At 34.4% G+C, this 21,704-nt stretch carries 17 protein-coding genes and 2 tRNA genes; 13 read left to right on the top strand and 6 right to left on the bottom strand.

The window, feature by feature from the left end; translation table 11 throughout:
* Positions 1–78: 78 nt before the first annotated feature.
* Positions 79–3,030, bottom strand: a complete 2,952-nt coding sequence (locus DKM50_12960) for a hypothetical protein (protein ID PZM77383.1) — start codon at positions 3,028–3,030, stop codon at positions 79–81.
* A 579-nt stretch (positions 3,031–3,609) separates the two neighbouring features.
* Here DKM50_12960 and DKM50_12955 point away from each other — a divergent pair.
* Both DKM50_12955 and DKM50_12950 read left to right on the top strand, forming a co-directional pair.
* Complete coding sequence (locus tag DKM50_12955) at positions 3,610–5,031, top strand: hypothetical protein (protein ID PZM77382.1); 1,422 nt, start codon at positions 3,610–3,612, stop codon at positions 5,029–5,031.
* A gap of 170 nt (positions 5,032–5,201) precedes the next feature.
* Positions 5,202–5,390, top strand: coding sequence for a hypothetical protein (locus DKM50_12950; GenBank protein PZM77381.1), 189 nt, complete (start codon positions 5,202–5,204; stop codon positions 5,388–5,390).
* On the opposite strand, the gene DKM50_12945 is transcribed toward DKM50_12950, so the two are convergent.
* The 4 genes from DKM50_12945 to DKM50_12930 all read right to left on the bottom strand — a co-directional run bounded on the left by DKM50_12945 (position 5,380) and on the right by DKM50_12930 (position 9,219).
* Positions 5,380–7,719, bottom strand: coding sequence for a DNA internalization-related competence protein ComEC/Rec2 (locus DKM50_12945; GenBank protein PZM77380.1), 2,340 nt, complete (start codon positions 7,717–7,719; stop codon positions 5,380–5,382). The two genes, DKM50_12950 and DKM50_12945, sit on opposite strands and share 11 nt — an antisense overlap.
* A gap of 103 nt (positions 7,720–7,822) precedes the next feature.
* On the bottom strand, positions 7,823–8,110 hold the full coding sequence (locus DKM50_12940; GenBank protein ID PZM77379.1) for a hypothetical protein: 288 nt from the start codon (positions 8,108–8,110) through the stop codon (positions 7,823–7,825).
* 88 nt (positions 8,111–8,198) lie between these two features.
* On the bottom strand, positions 8,199–8,909 hold the full coding sequence (locus DKM50_12935) for a phosphoribosylformylglycinamidine synthase I (GenBank protein PZM77378.1): 711 nt from the start codon (positions 8,907–8,909) through the stop codon (positions 8,199–8,201).
* 55 nt (positions 8,910–8,964) lie between these two features.
* Positions 8,965–9,219 (bottom strand): phosphoribosylformylglycinamidine synthase, encoded by a 255-nt coding sequence (locus DKM50_12930; GenBank protein ID PZM77377.1) that lies wholly within the window; start codon positions 9,217–9,219, stop codon positions 8,965–8,967.
* A 360-nt stretch (positions 9,220–9,579) separates the two neighbouring features.
* On the opposite strand from DKM50_12930, the gene DKM50_12925 reads away from it, so the two are divergent.
* The 9 genes from DKM50_12925 (at position 9,580) to DKM50_12885 (ending at position 20,472) form a co-directional block, all read left to right on the top strand.
* Positions 9,580–11,082, top strand: coding sequence for a sigma-54-dependent Fis family transcriptional regulator (locus tag DKM50_12925; GenBank protein ID PZM77376.1), 1,503 nt, complete (start codon positions 9,580–9,582; stop codon positions 11,080–11,082).
* A 421-nt stretch (positions 11,083–11,503) separates the two neighbouring features.
* Positions 11,504–11,887, top strand: coding sequence for a response regulator (locus tag DKM50_12920; protein PZM77375.1), 384 nt, complete (start codon positions 11,504–11,506; stop codon positions 11,885–11,887).
* 157 nt (positions 11,888–12,044) lie between these two features.
* Positions 12,045–12,671: an acyl-phosphate glycerol 3-phosphate acyltransferase gene (plsY, locus tag DKM50_12915; protein ID PZM77374.1), complete on the top strand. Its 627-nt coding sequence runs from the start codon at positions 12,045–12,047 to the stop codon at positions 12,669–12,671.
* A complete protein-coding gene (locus DKM50_12910) occupies positions 12,668–13,705 on the top strand; it encodes a glycerol-3-phosphate dehydrogenase (protein ID PZM77373.1) in 1,038 nt (345 codons plus the stop codon). The genes plsY and DKM50_12910 overlap by 4 nt, the downstream gene beginning before the upstream one ends.
* On the top strand, positions 13,683–14,075 hold the full coding sequence (locus DKM50_12905; GenBank protein ID PZM77372.1) for a hypothetical protein: 393 nt from the start codon (positions 13,683–13,685) through the stop codon (positions 14,073–14,075). Before DKM50_12910 ends, DKM50_12905 begins: the two co-directional genes overlap by 23 nt.
* Positions 14,062–15,348: a GTPase HflX gene (gene hflX / locus DKM50_12900; protein ID PZM77371.1), complete on the top strand. Its 1,287-nt coding sequence runs from the start codon at positions 14,062–14,064 to the stop codon at positions 15,346–15,348. The genes DKM50_12905 and hflX overlap by 14 nt, the downstream gene beginning before the upstream one ends.
* Positions 15,349–15,412: 64 nt before the next feature.
* Positions 15,413–18,178 carry a hypothetical protein gene (locus DKM50_12895; protein ID PZM77370.1) on the top strand — a complete coding sequence of 922 codons (2,766 nt, stop codon included), beginning with the start codon at positions 15,413–15,415 and terminating at the stop codon, positions 18,176–18,178.
* On the top strand, positions 18,166–19,818 hold the full coding sequence (locus tag DKM50_12890) for a hypothetical protein (protein ID PZM77369.1): 1,653 nt from the start codon (positions 18,166–18,168) through the stop codon (positions 19,816–19,818). Before DKM50_12895 ends, DKM50_12890 begins: the two co-directional genes overlap by 13 nt.
* Before the next feature lie 21 nt (positions 19,819–19,839).
* Complete coding sequence (locus DKM50_12885; GenBank protein PZM77368.1) at positions 19,840–20,472, top strand: hypothetical protein; 633 nt, start codon at positions 19,840–19,842, stop codon at positions 20,470–20,472.
* A 3-nt stretch (positions 20,473–20,475) separates the two neighbouring features.
* Here the strand turns inward: DKM50_12885 and DKM50_12880 are convergent, their stop codons facing one another.
* A complete protein-coding gene (locus tag DKM50_12880) occupies positions 20,476–21,102 on the bottom strand; it encodes a hypothetical protein (protein PZM77367.1) in 627 nt (208 codons plus the stop codon).
* A gap of 254 nt (positions 21,103–21,356) precedes the next feature.
* On the opposite strand from DKM50_12880, the gene DKM50_12875 reads away from it, so the two are divergent.
* Positions 21,357–21,431 (top strand) — tRNA-Cys (locus DKM50_12875).
* A gap of 74 nt (positions 21,432–21,505) precedes the next feature.
* A tRNA-Val gene (locus tag DKM50_12870) sits at positions 21,506–21,582 on the top strand.
* The last annotated feature ends 122 nt before the right edge of the window (positions 21,583–21,704 follow it).

Here is a 21,704-nt window from a genome sequence, read left to right as displayed (position 1 = left end):
GGCAAGTGGTTGAATAACCAAAGGGAAGCAAAAGATTGCTTCCCTTTAGTGTATATTAATTTAATTATTCTATGGTAATTATCGAACCACCTGGCTTGATTCATCTTTGTTTTTGTCAAACTGTTTCGAAAAATCAATAGTAGCTTTTTTATTCAATTGTGAGTCAAAACTGTTAACATTTTTCCATTCGGTCAGATAATTTTCTGCAAACCGTTCCATCTGGAAGCACGAGGTAAATATTGATAATTGTTCAATTTGTTTTTTGACCCAGCTATCTCGATTATTAAAGAAAGTATCGGCAACTGCAATAAACTGATCTTTAAACGCCTGAGCATATTTTTGTCTAATATTCTCATTTTTATAATCTATTTCAACATTTGTAGGGCCAAATCCAAATGATGCGGAATCAATTCCAAATATTTTTTTTGCAACCTGGGCAAACTCAGCAAAAAAACCATCAAAGGTATGCATAATAAGTCTTAAAGGATTTTTCATTGGACTGGTACCAGAAGCTTCCCATCCAACAACCGGGTTAGCTATACAAAGATCGAATTTCGAAAAAACTTTGCCATCATTCATGTCATAATCTTCTACATATAATACAATCACTTTTCTTCCTGTTGCATCATATATTTGTTGTTGTTCATTAATGATATTTGAGACATAGCCTTGCCCTTCCCCATCATTAGGATGAGCTTTTCCAGCGGCAACGATAACAATTCGTTGATCATCAGTTAACATTTTAGTTATTTCTTTATAACCTTCAATAACTGCTTTATCAACAAATAGATTATTAAGTTTGTACCCTTTAGACCTTCGCGCAAATACGCAAGTCAATGTATTATCAATGTTGTTAACATTAAGCAGATCGCTGACTCCAAATTGATCTTTTACTAATTTATTAATAAAGCCAAGAGTCTCATATTTTTCCTTTAAATGAGTTTTAGCAATTACATCTTGAAATTCTTTATTATCTTTTAACATCATGAATTTGTATCCGTTAAAATATTCTTTAGAAACATTCCCTATTAAAGGTTGTAGTAATCGAACCAAGTCCTTCGCCCCCCCCCACCAAGTAAGAGCATGTATCGCGTTGGTAACATTCCCCATTCTTGCCACATCCGCAACATGAGGAAATACAGATTTTTTTGTAACCTCTTCATGGATTTTTGCTACAGCGTTAGCAATTCCGGCAAAGAACATTGAAAGAGGCGCCATGAGTAAAGAGGCTCCGTCTTTATTACAACCCCAACCTCCGAACTCAACCTTAGACTTGTCAAGTATCTTTGTAAATTCATCTATATCACCATTATCAGTCAAAATTCTTCCAGCTTTTGCGATAATTTGTGCATAGCTATGTTGAGGATTAGCAACCAACATATCGTCCTCAGGATTAATAAATAGATCGGACAATAGCTTATCAAATTCATTTCTATCTATTTTACTACACATACTCTGTAACTCTTTTTTAGAAACGTAATTATTAATTTTAGGGAATTCTTTATTATCCAGGACATAGATCATATGCTTATCCCGGGGATCCACCACTGCGTCAACATCATATTGTTTATAAGTGTCAAAAGCAGACGGGTCAATTGTATGAGTGACGAAAGAGACCTGACTCCTTACCCAAAGCAATGCTTCCAATAGAAGTGCCTTGTTATTTTCCACAATTTCATCAATTTTTGATTTATCTGAAAGATCAATACCATGTTCTTCCAAATACTTTCGCATCATAATTACAGGAGTGAAAGCCATATGCCCTTCATTCAAATTGATAATTGATTTTTTAATAGATCTCTCTCTTGTAAAATTTTCCATTAGGTTAGGCAAACAGAATTGTGCCGCCAGCTTCAGCCATCCACTCGGATAAAGCTGCTCGGTTACGTTACGTTTATGAGCAGCTTGCTGCAAATGATACGTTGACATATAGACGATCGGATTGATCATGCCATCCTTCCCGATGTAACCGTGCAGGTACAGCTGAGCCTCAATACTATAACATTTCTTAAGCACACCCCTTACCTCTTGATCTATATCGCTATAGTCGTTAAGACCAGGCATTATTGACTGATAGTCTATTGCCAATAATTCATCGCTCTCTTTTGTTAATTGCGAATGAATATAATTCTCACCGGAAGCATCAAGAGCGTTAAGTATCTTCTCAGATTGTTCCCTGCTTATTCCTTTTATATTATTAAAGGCAAATCGGATATCCCCTCTGAAATCCTTGCCGTGAATAACACTTTGAGGCTTACCGATTTCAGATATCCAAGGACTGTCTGCAGGATTCCATTTATCTTGAGGAGACATAACTGTTTTATTAACGAAGTTTATCTGCTGTCCACCATATCCATGATTTGGCAATAAGGCAAAAGTAATTGCAGGTATCCCCATATCAGTAAGCACTTTATGTTTGTCTCCTGAAAGCACACCTAAGCCGCCACTATACGTATGGATATAATTCTGTACACCTATTTCTGAAGTCATTTCAATTATAAAAGGAATATCATGGTCAACCAGAAACTTAAAAAAATCCTTTGTAAGCTCACCTAATTCGGCACCTAGCTTTTGTATATCCGGATCTCGGCGGTCTTCATCTATTTCCAGTGCTTTTTCAATTCGATCCTTCAGATCAAGATTCCTTGCCTTCATATCATTAAACTCGGCTATAATACTTTTCTCTAAATGGGCAAAAATATTTTCTAAATACTTATTTGCTATACCAGCCTCTACTCCAAAATGATTCGTTAATGCCTCTTCGACCTCACTCTGCGTTATTATCCTGCCATCTTCAGATTTATACCCTTCATTCGAATTGATAGGAATTGTTATCGCAATTTTCCTAGCAATAGAGGTTATTTGATTAGAAAGATTGTTGATGGCATTTGATATAGGATTGTTACCTTTAACGCTAAATCTACTACCCGGATGTTCTATATTCCATAATCCTCCTCGATCTATACTTATGATCTTGTATTTTATAAATGTATAGATATCCTTGCCGATATTTTTTCCTTTATTATTCATTTCGGAGTACCTTTCTTAATAAATAAATCTGCTTAATTAATTATCGAAACGAGCTAGAATAAATTGCAAATATTCTTTTAGCTATGTGATATATTAATATATTTGATTAAGTAAAAAAACAACAAAAGGGTAATGAACAGAGCCGCCCGGGGGGTGGGAAGCACAACCAGGAAATGACAAAAAAAATAAAGAGACCAGAGAAATTAAATGGGAAATAAAGGTGAAACGATGAAATACTAGCACCAACTTTTTAGAAGCACCTAAAAAGTACTGTAAGAGTATTGCAACAGTAATATCCACCACGCAATTAATTTCCGGCAAATTAGATTATAAGACATAGCAAACTGAAATCTAACCTTATTAGCATTAATCTCTTAAAAGTTAGCAAACAAACAACACATTACAAAACTACAAGATACTTTCAATATTATTGATTGCTACAGGGATATTTCATAATAATATCTATCAATATGACTACAGGCAGATATAATTGCTAATATAATAAATGAAATCTATCAAAAAAAAACGTAAAATTTAATATAGAGTACCAATATTTTTGATTTTACACGGGGATCCTGCATGGCAGAAATCAGTCCAAATTTAATAAAATTATTCGATCATAAGATTAGACTTATCATCTCACCAGACAAACTAAGTGCAAAGATGACTATCAGCAAATTTAAATGGCCGACAATTAAAGCTACTCAACTTATGACTTACCTTGACTTAAAAAAAATTAAACAGGGTATTATTAAAGATAATATTAAAGAAGCTATTACGAACAGAGAAAAGGAATATGTTATTGCTCAAGGAACACCTCCTGTAGAAGGGACAAACGGATCATTCAGTGTTTTGTTCAAATCTCCAGACAAGATATTAAAACCTAAAGTTTCTGACCAGGGCATAGTGAACCTTCGCGAAATAGAATATATCGTAAGTATAAAAAAAGATGAACCACTGGTCCAATTAGTTCCGGCAATTGAGGGAACTGCCGGTTGCGATATATATGGAGAAAATATCCCCCCGCAAAAAATCCAGCATCCAAATATTCAACTAGGCGAAAACGTCTATTTAAATGAAAGCTCTCAAATGATCTGTGCAATTGTCAGCGGCATCCCTGGGATTGCCAACAATCAGGCTTTCGTCAAGGACAATGTCAAAATAGATCAGGATATTGATTATTCTATTGGAAATATAAATATCCCCTGCAATCTTACGATAAACGGTTCCGTAAATGAAGGGTTTAAAATAGCAGCAACAGGCAACATCCACATAACTGGAGAGGTAAATAACGCATTCATTGATTGCGGTCGAAATTTGACTATCGGAAAAGGGATAAATAATAAAAATTCAGGAAAAGTAACTGTTGAAGGTCATCTGCATTGTAAATATCTGCATCATGCAAATGTAATAGTACAAGGAAATCTTTTTGTTGATAGAGAAATACTGTTTAGCACTGTTACCTGCCATAAAGACATTAATGTAACAAAAGAAGAAGGGCTTATAATTGGTGGCACAATAACCGCTGAGTATAATATCTTTGCAAACGAAATCGGATCTAAGCTTGAAACAGCATCAACCAAAATCACCTTATGGAACATAGAAGAATCCTTGCGAAAACTGGCAGAAATCGATCGCGAAACAAATGATACTACAGAGATGTTAGCACAAACACTCAGAGAACTTAAAGGTGTCCAGGATTATCTGGAGTCCGATTCAATCAGTGCTGAAGAGTTCAAAGAATTCGAGTCCATTTTTGAAACATATCTAAAAAATGCGAATAGTTTAAAAGCAAGAAAAGAAAAACTCTTACTATATCGAAATGAAATAAAAAAGTTTATTACAGAAAAAAACACCGGAGAAATTCAAATTAAAAAAGTTATTCATCCGGGAGTCAAAATCAGAATAAAAGATGACATGCTCATTACTAAATTTGAAGAAAAAAGAATAGCTTTCTATTACAATGCGAAAAAAAGCAAAATAGCCAGTAAACTTTTATAAGCTTTTAAAAACTCAAAAAATTCTCCGGGTTAATTTTATCAATTATCACAATCAAAATATCTCAATTAAAGCTTTCCAAATATATATCGATAAAATATAAGAAATTCACACTATAGAACTTCAAGCATATTTTATCATTTATGCAAACAAAACGAGAGGAAAGCTAATAAATGAGAATTACGGACTATAATCAGTACTTTACCGATGCAAGCATCAAGATTAAAAAAGATTCTAATGATAATATAATTGTACTTTCAACACAAAAAGACCAACAAGATAAGAATCCCAAAAAAAGAAAATTTTATATGCTAAAAAACAAAGAAGAAGACAAGGGCGATAATTTCGATATCAGTGCCTAGCATAGGTAATAATTCTATGCCCATCAGTCTTTAACTGGATAGTACCATTAATATCTGTTCTTAATAATTTCACACCATACTTCTCTATACATCTAAGCATATTTCTGTTAGGGTGCCCGTATTTATTCTTCTTCCCAACGGATACCAATGCAAGCTTTGGATTTACCCTTGAAAGAAGCTTATCAAAAGAATTATTTTTAGCTCCGTGATGAGGAACTATTATTATATCCATTGATGCCAAAGGTAACCATTCAAGTAACTTCATTACCCCATCCTCCTCGACATCTCCAGTAAAAAGGATTTCGGTCTCTTTATAATAAATACCAACAACTAATGATAAATTATTCAATGCATCATCTTCAACATAAGTGATAAAATTAGTCTTGGCAGGAGCAAGAAATTTTATCAGGATACCATCTATGGTAACGCTATCGCCCTTTCCTACTCGAATAACTTTCACATTATCCTTTCTCACATCGCTGATGCTTTTTTCAAAAACTTCATCTTTTGACTGAAAGGTTGATAGTATTAAATTTTTTATGTGAATGTTTTTCTCAATAGAATTGATTGCACAATAATGATCAGCGTGGGCATGCGAGATAACGACATAATCCAATCCATTTACCCCATGTTTCTGCAAAAAAGGCAGGATTGAAGATTTAGCTACATATTTTTCAGGATTCCCACCACAATCAAATAGAATTGATCTGCCGGAAGGCGTTCGTAAATAAGTACACAAACCATTCCCGACATCGAGTACGTAAAACGACAGTGAACCGGACTGAATCGTTTTATTTTCCAGTTGTTCCCGGTAGTCTGGAAAGATACTTATAATAAAAAGCAAACAAGCTATTATAGATAGATAGAGTTTGTGCTCCTTCTTCACATCAAAAAAAACAACACATAACACCACATATAAAAAAAACACAAGTGAAAGCTTACCAAATTCAATATTTATTATTGAGAACTTAACCGAAGTAAAATAATTAACAATAAGCATGATTACCTGAATCAGCACTGTCAAACCAGTAAAAAGAATACTCGATAATCCGGATGACAAAAAAAACAAGGGAATAGAAATAAATGCCAAATAAACTATCCATTCGACAATTGGCAAAACAAGAATATTTACAAATATCGAAAACAAAGAGTATGTCGAAAAATAATAAAGCAGCACAGGAGTAGTCATTAAATGTGGGGCTAGTGTCACACTAAAGAGCTGCCGTACATACTTTGATGGTATAAAACTTAAATGTTTTTCAATTTGCGGCGCAAGCGAGAGAAGACTGAATGTAGCAAGAAAGCTTAAAATAAACCCTAAATCTAATACATAGTTAGGGTTATAGGAAATCATTATTGAACCGGTTAAAAATAAGGAGTGCTCAGGCTTATTGTTTTTTGAGAATAATATTGCCAACTGAGCAATACTCATCATTATTCCCGCTCTAACAACACTAGGGTCTGATCCACTGATAATAACAAAGATAAAGTTAGTAAAATTGATCACTAGGAAAAGAATTAATTTCCTTCGAGTGAAACGTTTCATGATTAACACAGTCATTCCAGTTATTAAGGCGATTTGAGAGCCTGAAACAACCAGAATATGAGTTATCCCAGCTTTTCGAAAACTATCATTAATCGTGTCTGGAATAGCGTTCTCCACGTCCCCTACGACGAGCCCTTCCAACAGGTGATTATATGGATAGGCCATCGACGAATTAATTATCTTGATCACTATTCCTTTGATTGCAAAAGAAAGTTTCTTCAGGTACTTTTGTTCATTACCTATAATTTTACAATATGAATCCAGGTATAATTTCCCGCATAAATCTCTTGACTTGAAATACGCTGAGGGACCAGCCTCGTCCTCAGAATTATTTGTCAGTGAACAAAGTTTTCCATTAATTATAAGAACATCCCCATAGTGCAATCCGGGGGAGTTAGAGAATGCCCCCTGTACAATTTTGATTATTTTTCTTGTCGGTATCTTCTGACCGTTGACTTGTGTCAGCACAAGATCTGAGACGGTATTCCCATTATTCTTTTGCGGTTCAGTTATTATTATTCCCCTGATCTCAACATTTTTTCCATAGAGTTTGCTTACATCATAATTCTGTTCATTAATATGATGATAGAAACCTACAGTTAATCCAAGGCAAATAAAAATGCAGGAATAATAAAGTTTTGACCGATTATTGCAGTAGGTAGAAAGAATAATCAGACCAAAAGAGATTACGAATATAGCCTTAATCACAATAATAGGAACAATATTGTATGTAATACTTAATATGGATGACAGATAGAATGCAAATATCATTACGTCATCCATAATAACACATACATTTATTTACGTTAACTAAAATTTACAAAGCTAAAATACTAACTTAAATTTCATTCAAACTAATTATTTAAGCAGTTATTTGGGTGGAGCACTAGTATTGTCTTTTGATATGAACCAGAAGAAAGAAAATACAAGAAAGAGAAATAGCTTGGAGAAATAGTATCAAATAGAGAAAAACATGATAATTAATGCCCAGATATAGAAATGAAACGTAGAGCATTATATAGGTTATATAATGATTTAAGTCCATATACTTTATTGTGTCAATCAAACCTTCCAGCATCTCTTCTTCAATCCGAATTCCATCCAGGTTAATATTTTTAACAAAGTTAACACAAATAAATTCAAAGACGAAAAGAAATACGGAGAGTAAGACCATCATCAACACCATGCGCTAGATTTATACAACTTCAATAAATACTTTATTCATTCAATATCGAAAAACTTATCGTGCGATAAAGAATAAACTATACTATCTTGCGGGCTGCTGCATATTCAACCGCCGACTGGAACATCAAACGCCCATCAGCACAGCCAAGAACTTCTTCACTGCATCTTTCAGGATGTGGCATCAAACCTATTACATTGCCTCTTTCATTACATATGCCGGCAATGTTATCAATAGAACCATTAGGATTGAATGGTTCAGAAGTTTCCCCATTTTCGGAACAATACTTAAAAACTATTTGGTTGTTTTTTTTCAGATTATCAATTACTTTCTGATCAGCCTGATAGTTACCTTCACCATGAGCAATAGGCATTCGGATAACTTGTCCGTTTGAATACTTCCGCATCATGGGAGAATTATTATTTTCGACTTTAAGATATATATGCTTACAAATGAACTTCATACAAGTATTTCTCATTAAAACACCCGGAAGCAATTGGGATTCAGTTAATATCTGAAAGCCATTACATATGCCAATTACAAGACCACCGTTATCAGCATGCCTCTTTATTTCTTTCATAGCGGGTGCAAAATGAGCGAGAGCTCCTGCTCTCAAATAATCCCCATAGGAAAATCCGCCGGGAACAACAATCAGATCATAAGGTTCTTTTCCAAAATCAGAAGTTTCGTGCCAAATCATATCTACTTGCCCACCAGTTACTTCTTTAAGCACGTGGAAGCAATCATGATCACAATTTGAACCGGGAAAAACGATAACACCAGACCGCATAATAACTCCTTTGACAATCGCTAGTTATAATTATTAAACTAGAATCTATTAAAAATTAAGCATCAGCCGATAAATCATACGTAAATGTTTCAATAATCGGATTAGTAAGTACTTTCTCGCAAACCTCTTTTATTTGCGCTTCAGCTGCCAGCTGGCTATTACTATCGATATCAAAGGTGATATACTTGCCAATTCTCGTTTTCGAAACAGTCGGATACCCCAAATGATGCAACGCTTCGTTCACGGTCTTTCCTTGGGGATCAAGAACACTTTCTTTAATTGAAACATAGACTTTTACGTGAAAAATCATTATAGCTCCTTCATTAATTATACTGGTAAATCTAATAAACAAAGTTACTGTTTAAAAGGCTTTAAATTCTCGTGAGAATTTGGGAGAAAATGCTACTATTATTTACATTCGTCATTATAATAACAAAGATAGTATTCTTCGTAAAGCTATTTAAACTTTTAAATTTAAACACTTCTTTTTTGACAAACATGTAAAGATACTGTACACTGCGTTAACAATTTTAATGCTATTTGAAATACAGCTATTAACTGCGAATAACAATAATAATCAGTATAAAGATTACCCTACTGGCTATATAATATTGGAATAATTCAACAAATCTTTCGAAATAGCTTATTTTTAAAATGGGGTTAAGCAATCATGAAAGATCATCAAAAACAACAAATGTTAGCTACCTATTCCATTCTTGAAAAAAACAAGGAGGAAATCATAAATAAGTGGATGGAAGAACTTAGCCGTAACACGTTCTTTCAAAACAATGATAACGCATCCCCTTTGCTCAAAGAAGAATCGAAACAATTAATCTCATCTTTACTAGATATCACTAAAAACACGCCAATTCACGACATTGAACCAAAAGAGCTTGAACCAATAATAAAAATGCTTATAAAGCTTAGCAAATCAAAAGCCAGATTAGGCTATACAGCAAAAGATACAGCTATGTACCTATTTTCTCTGAAGAAAACTTTTGTTGATTTTTTGAATAAAAACTATAGTAAAAAACCTAATTTCAATATCTCGGCAGAGATTACTAATTTTAACAATCTACTCGATATCATGGGCATTTTTGCTTTCGAAGAATACTCACAAGATCATCAAAAAGAAGTAAAAAGACGCGATGAAGTCATTTCTTATCTCCGGTACCAAATCAATAATAATAAGAGTTTTGTGGATATAATCGGACAGAGCCCGCAAATGCAAGAAATATTCAAGCTTGTCGGAACAATAATTGACACGGAGATAACTGTACTTATCCAAGGAGAAAGCGGTACAGGAAAAGAACTTATCGCCGAGGTCATTCATTATAACGGACCACGAAAGAAACACCCCTTTATAGCAATAAACTGCGGTGCACTTCCAGGGGAGTTAATAGAAAGCGAACTCTTTGGCCATGAAAAAGGGGCTTTCACAGGGGCAATCAACGAAAAACTGGGGAAATTCGAACTAGCTTCAGAGGGGACGTTGTTTCTTGATGAGATCGGCGAGCTTCCCCTTAATGCACAAGTTAAGCTACTCAGAGCACTGCAGAACATGCAGATACAACGTGTCGGAGGAACAAAAACCATCCAAGTAAATACGAGAATTATTGCTGCTACAAATAGAGATTTGGATACGCTTACGCAAGAAGGAAAGTTTAGAAAAGACCTGCTTTACCGGCTTAATATTTTCCCAATTAACATGCCTTCGCTTAAGGATCGAAAAGATGACATACTGCCTCTTACTTTTTATTTTCTGAATAAATATTCTAATAAATACAAAAAAAACATATCGGCAATATCAAATACTGCCCAGGAGACAATCCTTCAGTACACTTGGCCAGGAAATGTAAGGGAGCTTGAAAATACAATACACAGGTCAGTAATTATTGCCGGAGACTCGATTATCCAATTACAGGACATCAATATCCAAAAAAACTCTAACTTACTGAAAGAAGGCCCTACAGCTTCATGCCACCTGTCTCCAAAGAATCACCCTGTCGATATTGAGAGGATAAGAACCTTATCGGAAATAGAAAAAGAGGCTATAGAGATAGCCTTGCATGCATCAAATTACAATATCAAGAAAACCTCAGAAAAACTAGGCATCTCGAGAACAACACTCTATACTAAAATAAAAGAATACCGCATTAAGCTATCACAATAGCATTAAAGACATCTTCAAAGACGATTAGTTATTATCTTTTAAAAGTTTTTTAATCCGTCTTTCATACTGCTTGAGTAAACGAGATTCCTGTTTTCCAAGAACTTTAACCCTAAATAGCTCATAATTATATAATTTATAACATTCCTCGATTTTTGATGACATATTGAATCCCTCCTTTAGATCTATTTTTCCCATTTTTATGAGTTTCCAAACATTTTCATTCGCCACATCATTCGCCACATCATTGATCTTCAAAAATCGCTTCAAAAAAAAATGAGACGGAAATAATAACGTTACGATACTATAATGGTTGCAGAAAAGATTTCTGGTAAATATTTGGAAGAATATTACAAAAAAGCAAGAATTCTTTCAGCCTGGTTATAAGGCTTTTAAATTACAGTTAAAATTGCTAAAATAGATTATGGCTATGGCGGACACAGAAAAAAAACAAATACTAATTATTGACGATGACAAAAACATTGTTATTGCATTAAAATATTATCTTTCACTCGAAGGCTACGACGTACTGGCTGCATCCAATGGGAATCATGCTTTTCAACTATTAAATACCAATACACCCGACCTGATACTTCTTGATATAAAAATGCCGGTTATGAATGGCTATTTATTTTCGCAAATGTTAAAAACAAAAGAAAAATATAAAAACATCCCGATCATATTAATTACAGCTACCCCAAATATGACAGGAGGGATACAGCTCCATTCAAATTGCGACGATATCCTAAAAAAACCCTTCAACAACGAAGATCTCCTGAAAAAAATACATAAACATCTTGTCCTCTGACATTCAATAACATAATTAATCAATACGATATTACCCTTTCTACCCTACCGAATGTCATAGAAAAATACTTATATATATGTTATTATTTTTAAACAAAAACAAGGAAATAATTAAGCATTTATTAATTATTGCGAAAATTTATTTCCAAACTTATTGAATTCATCCAGGTTATTATCATTATAGGGGGATTATTGTGGAGTTCTTTTATTATATATTTTTTTATACTTTAATATTTTTCTGGGGTTCTATACCTTACAGTATCATCGTATCAAAAGCGAAGGGAGTTAACCTCCTTGAATTTGGCAGTAAAAATGCAGGTGCTACAAATGTATACCGCGCGTTAGGATTACGTTATGCCATACTGGTTTTTTTGTTGGATTTTCTTAAAGGATATATTGCCTGCTTATCTGGCTACTTTTTTTTCCATCAAAATATATATGTAATCATTGCAGCGACACTTGCTATCCTAGGGCATACATTTTCTCCATTCTTAAAATTCAAAGGAGGAAAAGGTGCAGCAACAGGACTTGGTGTACTGCTGTTTATTCAACCTATATTTCTGATTGCTGCTGCATTAACAGCTGCGATGATAATTGCATCAACAAGATATGTCTCGTTAGCTACAATATCATCATCCATCCTAGTAATTATTCTGTCATGCCTTCCTTATTTTTCAACCCCTCTTCCTTATCAGGTATTCCTTACATTCATAGCTGGCTATATCATAATAAAACATAAAGCAAATATCGCAAGGCTACTTCATGGCAAGGAGAATAAAGTTTGACAATCGTGCAACCATCACAAAAAAAAATTTCAGTAATCGGAAGCGGCGCATGGGGAACAACACTCGCAATTATTGCTTCAGATAACTCTCATAAGGTCAAGCTTTGGACCCACGACAAAACCCTGAAGCAACAAATGACCGTTTCTCGAAAAAACAATCTGTTACCAGGAATAGAGCTTCCGAATTCTATTACATTTCATTCTGAGTTCTCGGACGATTTTTTGGATAGTGACATTATAATAATAGTTGTAGCCTCAAAGTTCTTCAGGAATACTTGCAAAAACATAGTAAGCAAAATCAAACAAAGCACTGTCGTTATTAGCGCGACCAAAGGCTTGGAGCAAAACACGGCTAAAACACCGTATGATATTTTGTGCGAAGAACTCCCGGCGTATCTCCATGACAATATTGGGATACTTTCAGGACCAAACATAGCACTTGAAATTGCACAAAAAAAACCAGCGACTTCAGTTATTGCTTCGAAAAGCATAAAAACAGCCGAAGCCGCGCAGCAAGCACTAAGCAATAAATATTTTAGAGTTTACACAAACGAAGATATCATTGGAATAGAACTAGGCGGAATTCTTAAAAATATTATTGCAATTGCTGCGGGAATTGCAGATGGACTTGAATTAGGAAACAACTCAAAATCATCACTCATGATAAGAGGTATTTATGAGATAACCAAGCTCGCAAAAACATTAGGAGCAAAACCTTCTACTATGCTGGGATTGGCAGGCATGGGGGATCTCATCACCACATGCACCTCACCATTAAGCCGCAACTATCAAGTAGGATTCCAGCTGGCTCATGGTAAAACAATTGATGAGATCGTCTCAAGCATCGGGTCTATAGCAGAAGGCATAAAGACTTGTGAAATAATCTATGGAGTATCAAAGCAACATAAGGTAGAATTACCAATAATAGAACAGGTCTACAATGTTCTTTTTAAAAACTTATCACCTATGCAAGCTATTAATAATCTTATGGAAAGAAAGTTGAAATTGGAATATGAGGAGACATCATATGAATAACATCAAAAACATTTTGCTTGCGGATGATGAAACCAGCCTCAGAAAATCTATGGCCTTCCTACTTGAAAAAGCCGGATTTAACGTTATCCAATGTGATAATGGAGTTGAAGCCATAATGTCCACACAAAACACGCTGATTGACTTAGCGCTAATTGACTTAAAAATGAGAAATATTGATGGAATAACGGCAATTGAATCCATGTATAGACTGAAACCTACGTTGCCAGTGGTTGTAATAACAGCATACGCAGATAATACAACATTGGATAAGCTCCCGGAAAACGTCATTGAACACTTTATTAAGCCTTTTGAGGTAAATAATGTTATAAAATTTTTAAACGATTATTTTGCCGCTCATGGAAACTTCTAGTACCAGCAAATTAAAGGCTGCTTTACTCGGACTAAAAACTTCAAAAGTTAACGAATATTACTTTCGCTATTCCATGGAAGAACTCGCTTTGCTCGCTGACACAGCGCAAATCGAAGTAATAACCAGCTATACGCAAAACAAACACAACCCAGATTCCAGGCTTTATTTTGGAAAAGGCAAAATAACTGAAATAGCGGAAGATATTAAAATCAAAAAACCTGATATTATCATTGTCGATGACGAACTCAGTCCTTCTCAGCAAAAAAACATGGAAACCGCGCTTAGAGAAGAAACAGGATTAAACCAATTAAAGATAGTAGACAGAACGGAACTCATATTATTGATTTTCGCCCAGAGGGCAAACACGAAAGAAGCCATTTTGCAGGTCGAGCTTGCTGCTCTAAGCTACCAGTTACCTCGTTTATCAAGAATGTGGGAGCACTTAGGCCGGCAAGTAGGGAAAATAGGTACGAGAGGCCCAGGGGAAAAGCAGATTGAAGTCGATAGAAGAACAATCCGAAACAAAATCTCGTTTCTTTCGGATAAAATCGAGGAAATTAAAAACCAGAGAGAACTACATAGAAAAAAAAGATTGAACAAAACTATCCCTACTGCTGCAATTATCGGCTATACCAACGCAGGAAAATCTACACTGCTTAACAAACTAACTAACGCAAATGTTCTGGCAGAAGATAAATTATTTGCAACCCTTGATACGACTACAAGAAAAATGCGTCTTCCAGGAAACCAGGAAATACTTTTAATTGATACGGTAGGGTTCATCAACAAATTACCGCATAGCCTTGTTTCTGCTTTTCGAGCAACGCTTGAAGAGGTAGAAGAAGCGGATTTTTTTATACATGTGGTAGACATTAGCGCCCCTAATCCCCGGTTTCTTATTGACTCAGTGTATCATGTCCTAGAAGAACTAAAGGTAGCAAATAAGCCGATGATTACCCTACTCAATAAAATTGATAGGCTCGAAAACAAAGAGATACTCGATGATTACCGAAAGAAGTACTATCCTTGCACAGGTATTTCATTAAAAGAAGATATCGGAATAGAAAATGCGATGTTCTTAATAGAAGAGCTACTAAGCCAATACCGCAAGACTCATAAAGTACTTATTCCATTCGATCACATGAACATTGTAGACTTTCTTCATCAAAAGACTACTATTATTGAAGAAAATTATGAAAAAAATGGTGTTAAAATGGAAATTGAGATGAAAAATGATTTATTGCATATTATAAAAGATTATATTATTGAATGATGAAATTAAACAAAGCTAGGAAAGTCTTCCATTCTCTTTTTTTATGGATAACGAATGATTGTTTATGAAAATGAATTTTGTAGTTGTCGATGTTGAAACAACCAGCTTAGCTTATGATGACAATGAAATTATCGATATTGGCCTGGTTAAAATAAAAAGCAATGCGTTGCATGAAGAATTCAATACCTTCCTAAAACCAAAAAAATCAATCCCCCCGATTATATCAAGCTTAACAGGAATAACCGATGATGACGTGAAAGATGCGCCTAGTTTTCTTGAAGTTGCGGATATAATCCGTGATTTCATAGGAGATGCGATACTCGTTGGACATAATGTTAACTTTGATTATTCGATAATCAATCGAACTTATTCGAGTAATTTCCTGTCAAAGCTCGATTGTAAGACGGTTGACACGCTTCAGCTTTTTTCGATAATTCAGCCTTGTGCTCAGAGCTACAAGCTGGAGAGGATTGCCAGAAGTTTCTTAAATGTTACGGAAACATTTCACAAGGCCATCACTGATGCCAGGATCACTGCTATCCTATTTCTAAAAACAGTTGAAGAAATAAAGAAACTCGATGCTAACCTGCTTTTTCAAATGACAAAACTTTTCCATTATTGCAATTCTCCTACAGCCCAGATAATCGAGAAATGTTTTGAACAAAGAATTAAACACGGACAAGAGAATGATCTAAAGTTTGAGTGGCATTCACTGCTTAAACCGAAAACCAACATCCTTTCATCTAATCCAAAACCGTGTACAGAAAAAAAAATAATTTATGCAAAAACTAAAAACATGTTCAAAGCTATTGCAGGGAATTGTGACGATACTTTACTGCTCAAAGAAACATGCAATTCTTTCAATAAAAACAGATACTTAATTATCGAAGCTAAAAATGATAACCAATCGCTGTTACAAAACATATTACCAGCAGCACTGTGGTCAGTTCAAAATAATAGGCCAGTAGTAATTTCTGTTTTGAATGAGGCTACCCAGGCACAGATACTTGATATATGCAATTCAATAACTCCATTATTGCCAGATCTCGTCATTTCAACATTCAATAACGCGAATGATTATGTGTGTCTGGCAAAAGTTGAAACGTTGCTTCATTCACTCACAGTGTCAGGAAAAACAAATGATGTAATTGAATTAGCACCGGTTCTCACCTGGTTATCATTAACAGAAACCGGACTTCTTACAGAACTTCATAAAAAAACATATTATCAATTCCATAAAACCTTATATTGCGAGCCTTCTGTTTGCCTAAATTATAAATGCACATATTCAGATAAATGCTATTTAAAACCTAAAAAAGAAAAACTATCGAATACGAACCTACTCATTACTAAACATGAAACGATGATTTCCAAAGATCATTCAATTCGATATTTCCTTCCTAGTAATTACAACCTTATACTGTACGATTCCCATAAAATCAGTGAAATTATCACAGCTAATAATAAAGTTGTGTTATCTATAAAAGTTATTTCAAAAATTTGCAATAACCTTGGATCTTACAATCTAAATATTATGCAGGAAATGGTTGAGAGATTTGAAACTATTACGGTCCTTCCGGCATTGCAAAGAAAAATTATAAAAGAATCAGAAAAACTAACAAAAGAAGTTGCTTTATGTACTGAACTTGCTAATTCTCTATTCGATTCCTTGATTGATACTTATTCTAGCCGTAGTAACATAAAAATCAAGGATACAATTATGCTTACCAAAACAACAAGAACCACAGTCCAATGGAAAAAGATACTGGCGTTAATTAATGCAATTTATAAAAAAATAACGCTTTGCTTAAAAAAAGCTGAAAAATTAAAAACCATATTAGAAAAGGCAGATCTCTCATTTTTAAATAACATTATATTTCGATTGATCACCTTTAGCCATCAGATAAAAAGTTTAAGTGGCAGCCTTAAAAATGTCGCTCATCCATCAGAATACTTTACGTCATGGATAGAAATATACAATAAGAAGGAGTTCAAATCTGCTACTCTGCATACAGTATTAATTAATCACGAAAAATATTTAGGTGATAATATTTTGAATATCGATAATATTATCTTTCATTCACCTTATATAACAATAAATGACAAGTTTAATTATTTTCTGGAAAATACCCTAATTGACAAAACTTTTGATGATTATAGATGTATACAAAACGAATCAAAAGCCCTCATTAATACCACAAAGTTTTTTAGTCCGATACCCTCAGTTCAACTCGCTACTATTAAACAATTAAAGCAATTTCAACGGGAAACTATTAAAAAGTCAATAAAAGCAATCCCAGGTCAAGTACTAATTGTCAGTAAGCATCTGAAGACTGTAAAAAAAATACATTCGGAATTAGTACCATTTTTCTCAAAATCGGAAAAAATGATCCTACATCAAGATTCCTATAAATCAAAAAACACACTAATAAATACTTTCTGTTGCTCGCCAGGAGCAACTATTATTGGAACATACAATTTTTTTGAAAATATAAACCTTTCTAATGTGCAAATTTCTTGTATAATATTTATAGATTTTCCATTGCCTGATATCACATTGCCTTTGTTAAAAACAAAAATCAGGAATTATAGAAAAAACAATAAAAACTGGCTACTTGATTTAGTTATACCTGAAGCTATTTTAACATGCCAGTCGACACTCAATAACATGATTCGGCAGTGTAATAAAAAGACAGCAATAGTAAATCTATCTTTTAATAATCATAAATATTCTTATTCCCAGATTATTAATAACGTTTTTAAAAACATTGAGCACTGTATCGTAAATAAAGACGATTTAGTAAAAACAATTAAACAATGGCTAAAATAAATATTTTCACTAGAAACAACAAACGCAACTTCAGTTCACTGACATTGTCCTTACTCATTTCACTAATGGTAGTATTCATTATTCACGTTGGGTTTGTTTTTCCTAAAATTGAAAACAATATCCGCACCGGAAAAGAAGAACTATTAAATCAAATAAAAAAGGAAGTGCAAAGCGCCACCTCAATACCTTCAATTCTTGACGATTACAAAGCAAAAGGAGCTATATTGTCTATTACAAGAATATCTCCGTCAGCTTTGAAAAAGATATCCGAAAACCAAAAATTGGCTATACATGATAATAATTACTACCTCATAGAAATTATTCAGGCAAACTTTATTCATGATATTAGATTAGCGCTATTCGGAAGTATACTCCTTCTATTCTCGTTAACTTTTTTCTTTATTCGACTAATATATCTTTATATCGAAAATTCCGCTATCAAGAAAGATCTCTCTTCCTGGGAAAATAAAATAAATGTAATTGCCGGAAAAATAAATAACATAGAACCAAACCTGGCAGAAGCAATGTCAGTAATTCAGTCTGTTACACCTCATTCGTTTAAGGAATGGGAGGAATTGTATTACAAAAGTTGTGAATTTGATATATTACTTGACTCGTTCCGCCACAAAGAGGATATCATTACTAACTTTTCGAAAATCAAATCAAATATCGATTATAAATTTACAAATTATTATTTAAAGCACTTCCCGGTTTGGCAAAAAGAAGGAGAACCACATCCCTTATTCATCATGAATATACTGGATGATATTCGATCACAAAATTTTGCACGGCCAGTTTATCTGTTGGTATTTGATTCAATGAGATTTGATCATTGGCTAAAGGTAAAACCTATCTTCAACAAAGAGTTCCCAAGTTATTCAATACAGGAGAATATTTCCTGGTCATTATTGCCTACCTATACTGCTTACTGCCGAAACAGCTTGTTAGCAGGCAAATCTCCGAAAGAATGCTCACTGGAAGCCTATCATGGTCAACTATTAAACAATCAGTATGAAGAGTTACTTTTTCATAAGTACTTAAAAAACCATGGTCTCACCGGAAAGTATATACATCATGCGGAAACAAGCAGTGCATTTGAAAAACTCAAAAAAACTGAGAGAAACCCGGCTGACATTACAGCACTGATATATCTCTTTATTGACGGACTTACCCACTCAATGAGCCACACAAGGACTGATGAATCCCTATTTCGAGAACACGTTATAGTCGAGTTCAGCAAAAACATCATGGCAACTACTTTTGAGTTGATAAGAAAAAACAAAGGAATTCTAATTATTACAAGCGATCACGGAAACGTTCTTGCACAACAGACAATTCGAGTTAATCAATTCAATATTAAGGGTTTTGATCAAAAAGAAAATCTATCCCATGTACCCGACCGATTTCTCATCGGACAAGCACGGATTGATAAACTTTCGGATTTCAAGACGGCAAACACCCATCTTCTCCTTAATCCTGAAACATTTCTTCTTCCAGGCGATAATAATGTTAACTATGCTTTTTGCCGGGGACCATTCAAATTCGATACTGACGACCGGAAGAGAGTCTACGAGTATGTACATGGTGGAGCATCAATTACTGAAATACTAGTACCTTATATTATTATGAAACCGGAATAATCCTGATTATAGAAGGAGTATATTGTGATCTGCTTACGATGTAAAATAGTAATTAACAAAAAAATTGCAATTCCTCATCCTCATTCTCCGGACAAACTTTTTTGTCCTCACTGTAAAAGATTACTCTTCGATCTTGGACATGAAGAAGCGTTGTTAAGTCCAGCTGAACAAATTGAAAGATACGACCTGGCGCAACATCCTCATAATAAAAAAGATGTAGTCAATTACTATGAAGAGCATGATACCGATGTTAAAATACTGGGATGTTTGGATGCAGTCCAGAGTAAGGCAGACGATGTCGAAGCAAGAATCACCCTTTCACGACTTTATTTGATAAAAAAACAATATAACCTAGCATTGGAAGAAGCCTATACTGCAATCAGTTATGCAGGAGAGACAAAAGAAACAGTTGGTCTTTTGTCAGATATTTTCGCTGCAAGCGAGGATTATAATTCCGCTAGCAAATATTGCATCAAAATTTTGCAAAAAAATCCTAACGATATCGGTAGCAGGTATAACCTTGCAATTGCACTATTTTACTTGGGGAATTATTCATCGGCTGCAAATCAATTTAAAAAAATACTTCAAATAGACCCCACCAATAAGGATGCGAAAAATGCAATAAAAGAAATGAAGAAATATCTGATCAAGTAATGACTAATTGAGTACAGATAATTCCTTTATTTTCTCTATTCGTTTTTTCCCAATACCTTTCACCTTCCGCAGATCATCATAGGACTTGAAATACCCGTTCGCCTCTCGGTATTTAATAATATTCTCAGCATATTTCTTCCCTATTCCCGGGATATCTTGCAATTGCTCGCAAGTAGCCTGATTAATGTTAATTACGGCACTGCTGCTCTTGGTCCCTGAACTAACACCTTGTGTCTCTGAGGAAATCATACCTGCTGAAGGAATAATTATCTTTTGCCCATCGTGAAGCTGCATCGCAAGGTTAATATCAGTAAGATCAGATTTTTCCGTCATTCCACCGGCTTCCTTGATCAGATCAACAAGTCTAGTTGCATCAACTATTTTGTATACACCTGGTCTCCTAACTTCCCCTGCAATATGCACCATTATCAATGACCTCAACTGCTGTGGCTCAACATATTTCTTAGTTTCTTCAGTTTGTGACGGAATAATATCGATTACAACATTTTTGGGGACGGTAAGTTTTGAATAATACGTTTTATACAGAAGGATACCTATCGCTACAGTTATTAAAATAATAATAATAATCTCTTTATGTTTATTAAAAATACTTTCAAGTTTCTCTCTCATGCAGCCTCCGCAAATAGATGTTAATAATAACTATTTTATATCTATTTGCATATTTTTTAAATATTGATAATTATTATTGATATTTATTATTTTTTAACCTGGCTTACTAAAAAATAAAATCATGAAATGACAAAAAAGCCCAGCTTCTCTCAATGCGGTTTATAGATTACAAAGCTTTGCTTATGCTGAACGAGTAAGTGCGTATTATTTGTTTGACATTTATTTTTAATGTTGTTAGAATGTTTAAGCTTATCGGCGGTGTAGCCAAGTGGTAAGGCAGCGGTCTGCAAAACCGCTATCCCCCAGTTCGAATCTGGGCGCCGCCTCCAAATTTTTCCGGCAATTTAATGCCATTTGACAAAACAAATTACTCATGCCAAAATATACATGTCTTAAAGAAAATGGGCGCGTAGCTCAGTTGGTTAGAGTACTTGCTTGACATGCAAGGGGTCACTGGTTCGATTCCAGTCGCGCCCACCATTTTCTTAATTCGGTATTTTTTGGCTCTACTCCGAAGATGGGGGAATCCAGATATTAACGACATAGTATTTTAACCCACAATCTGTAATTTTCAAAGTTTCTAAAACCGTAAGCCCTTCTTG

This window comes from Candidatus Margulisiibacteriota bacterium, from assembly GCA_003242895.1.
Taxonomy (GTDB): domain Bacteria; phylum Margulisbacteria; class Riflemargulisbacteria; order GWF2-39-127; family GWF2-39-127; genus GWF2-39-127.
Note: the sequence above shows the minus strand (reverse complement) of the source record. Positions and strands in the feature narration are given on the sequence as shown.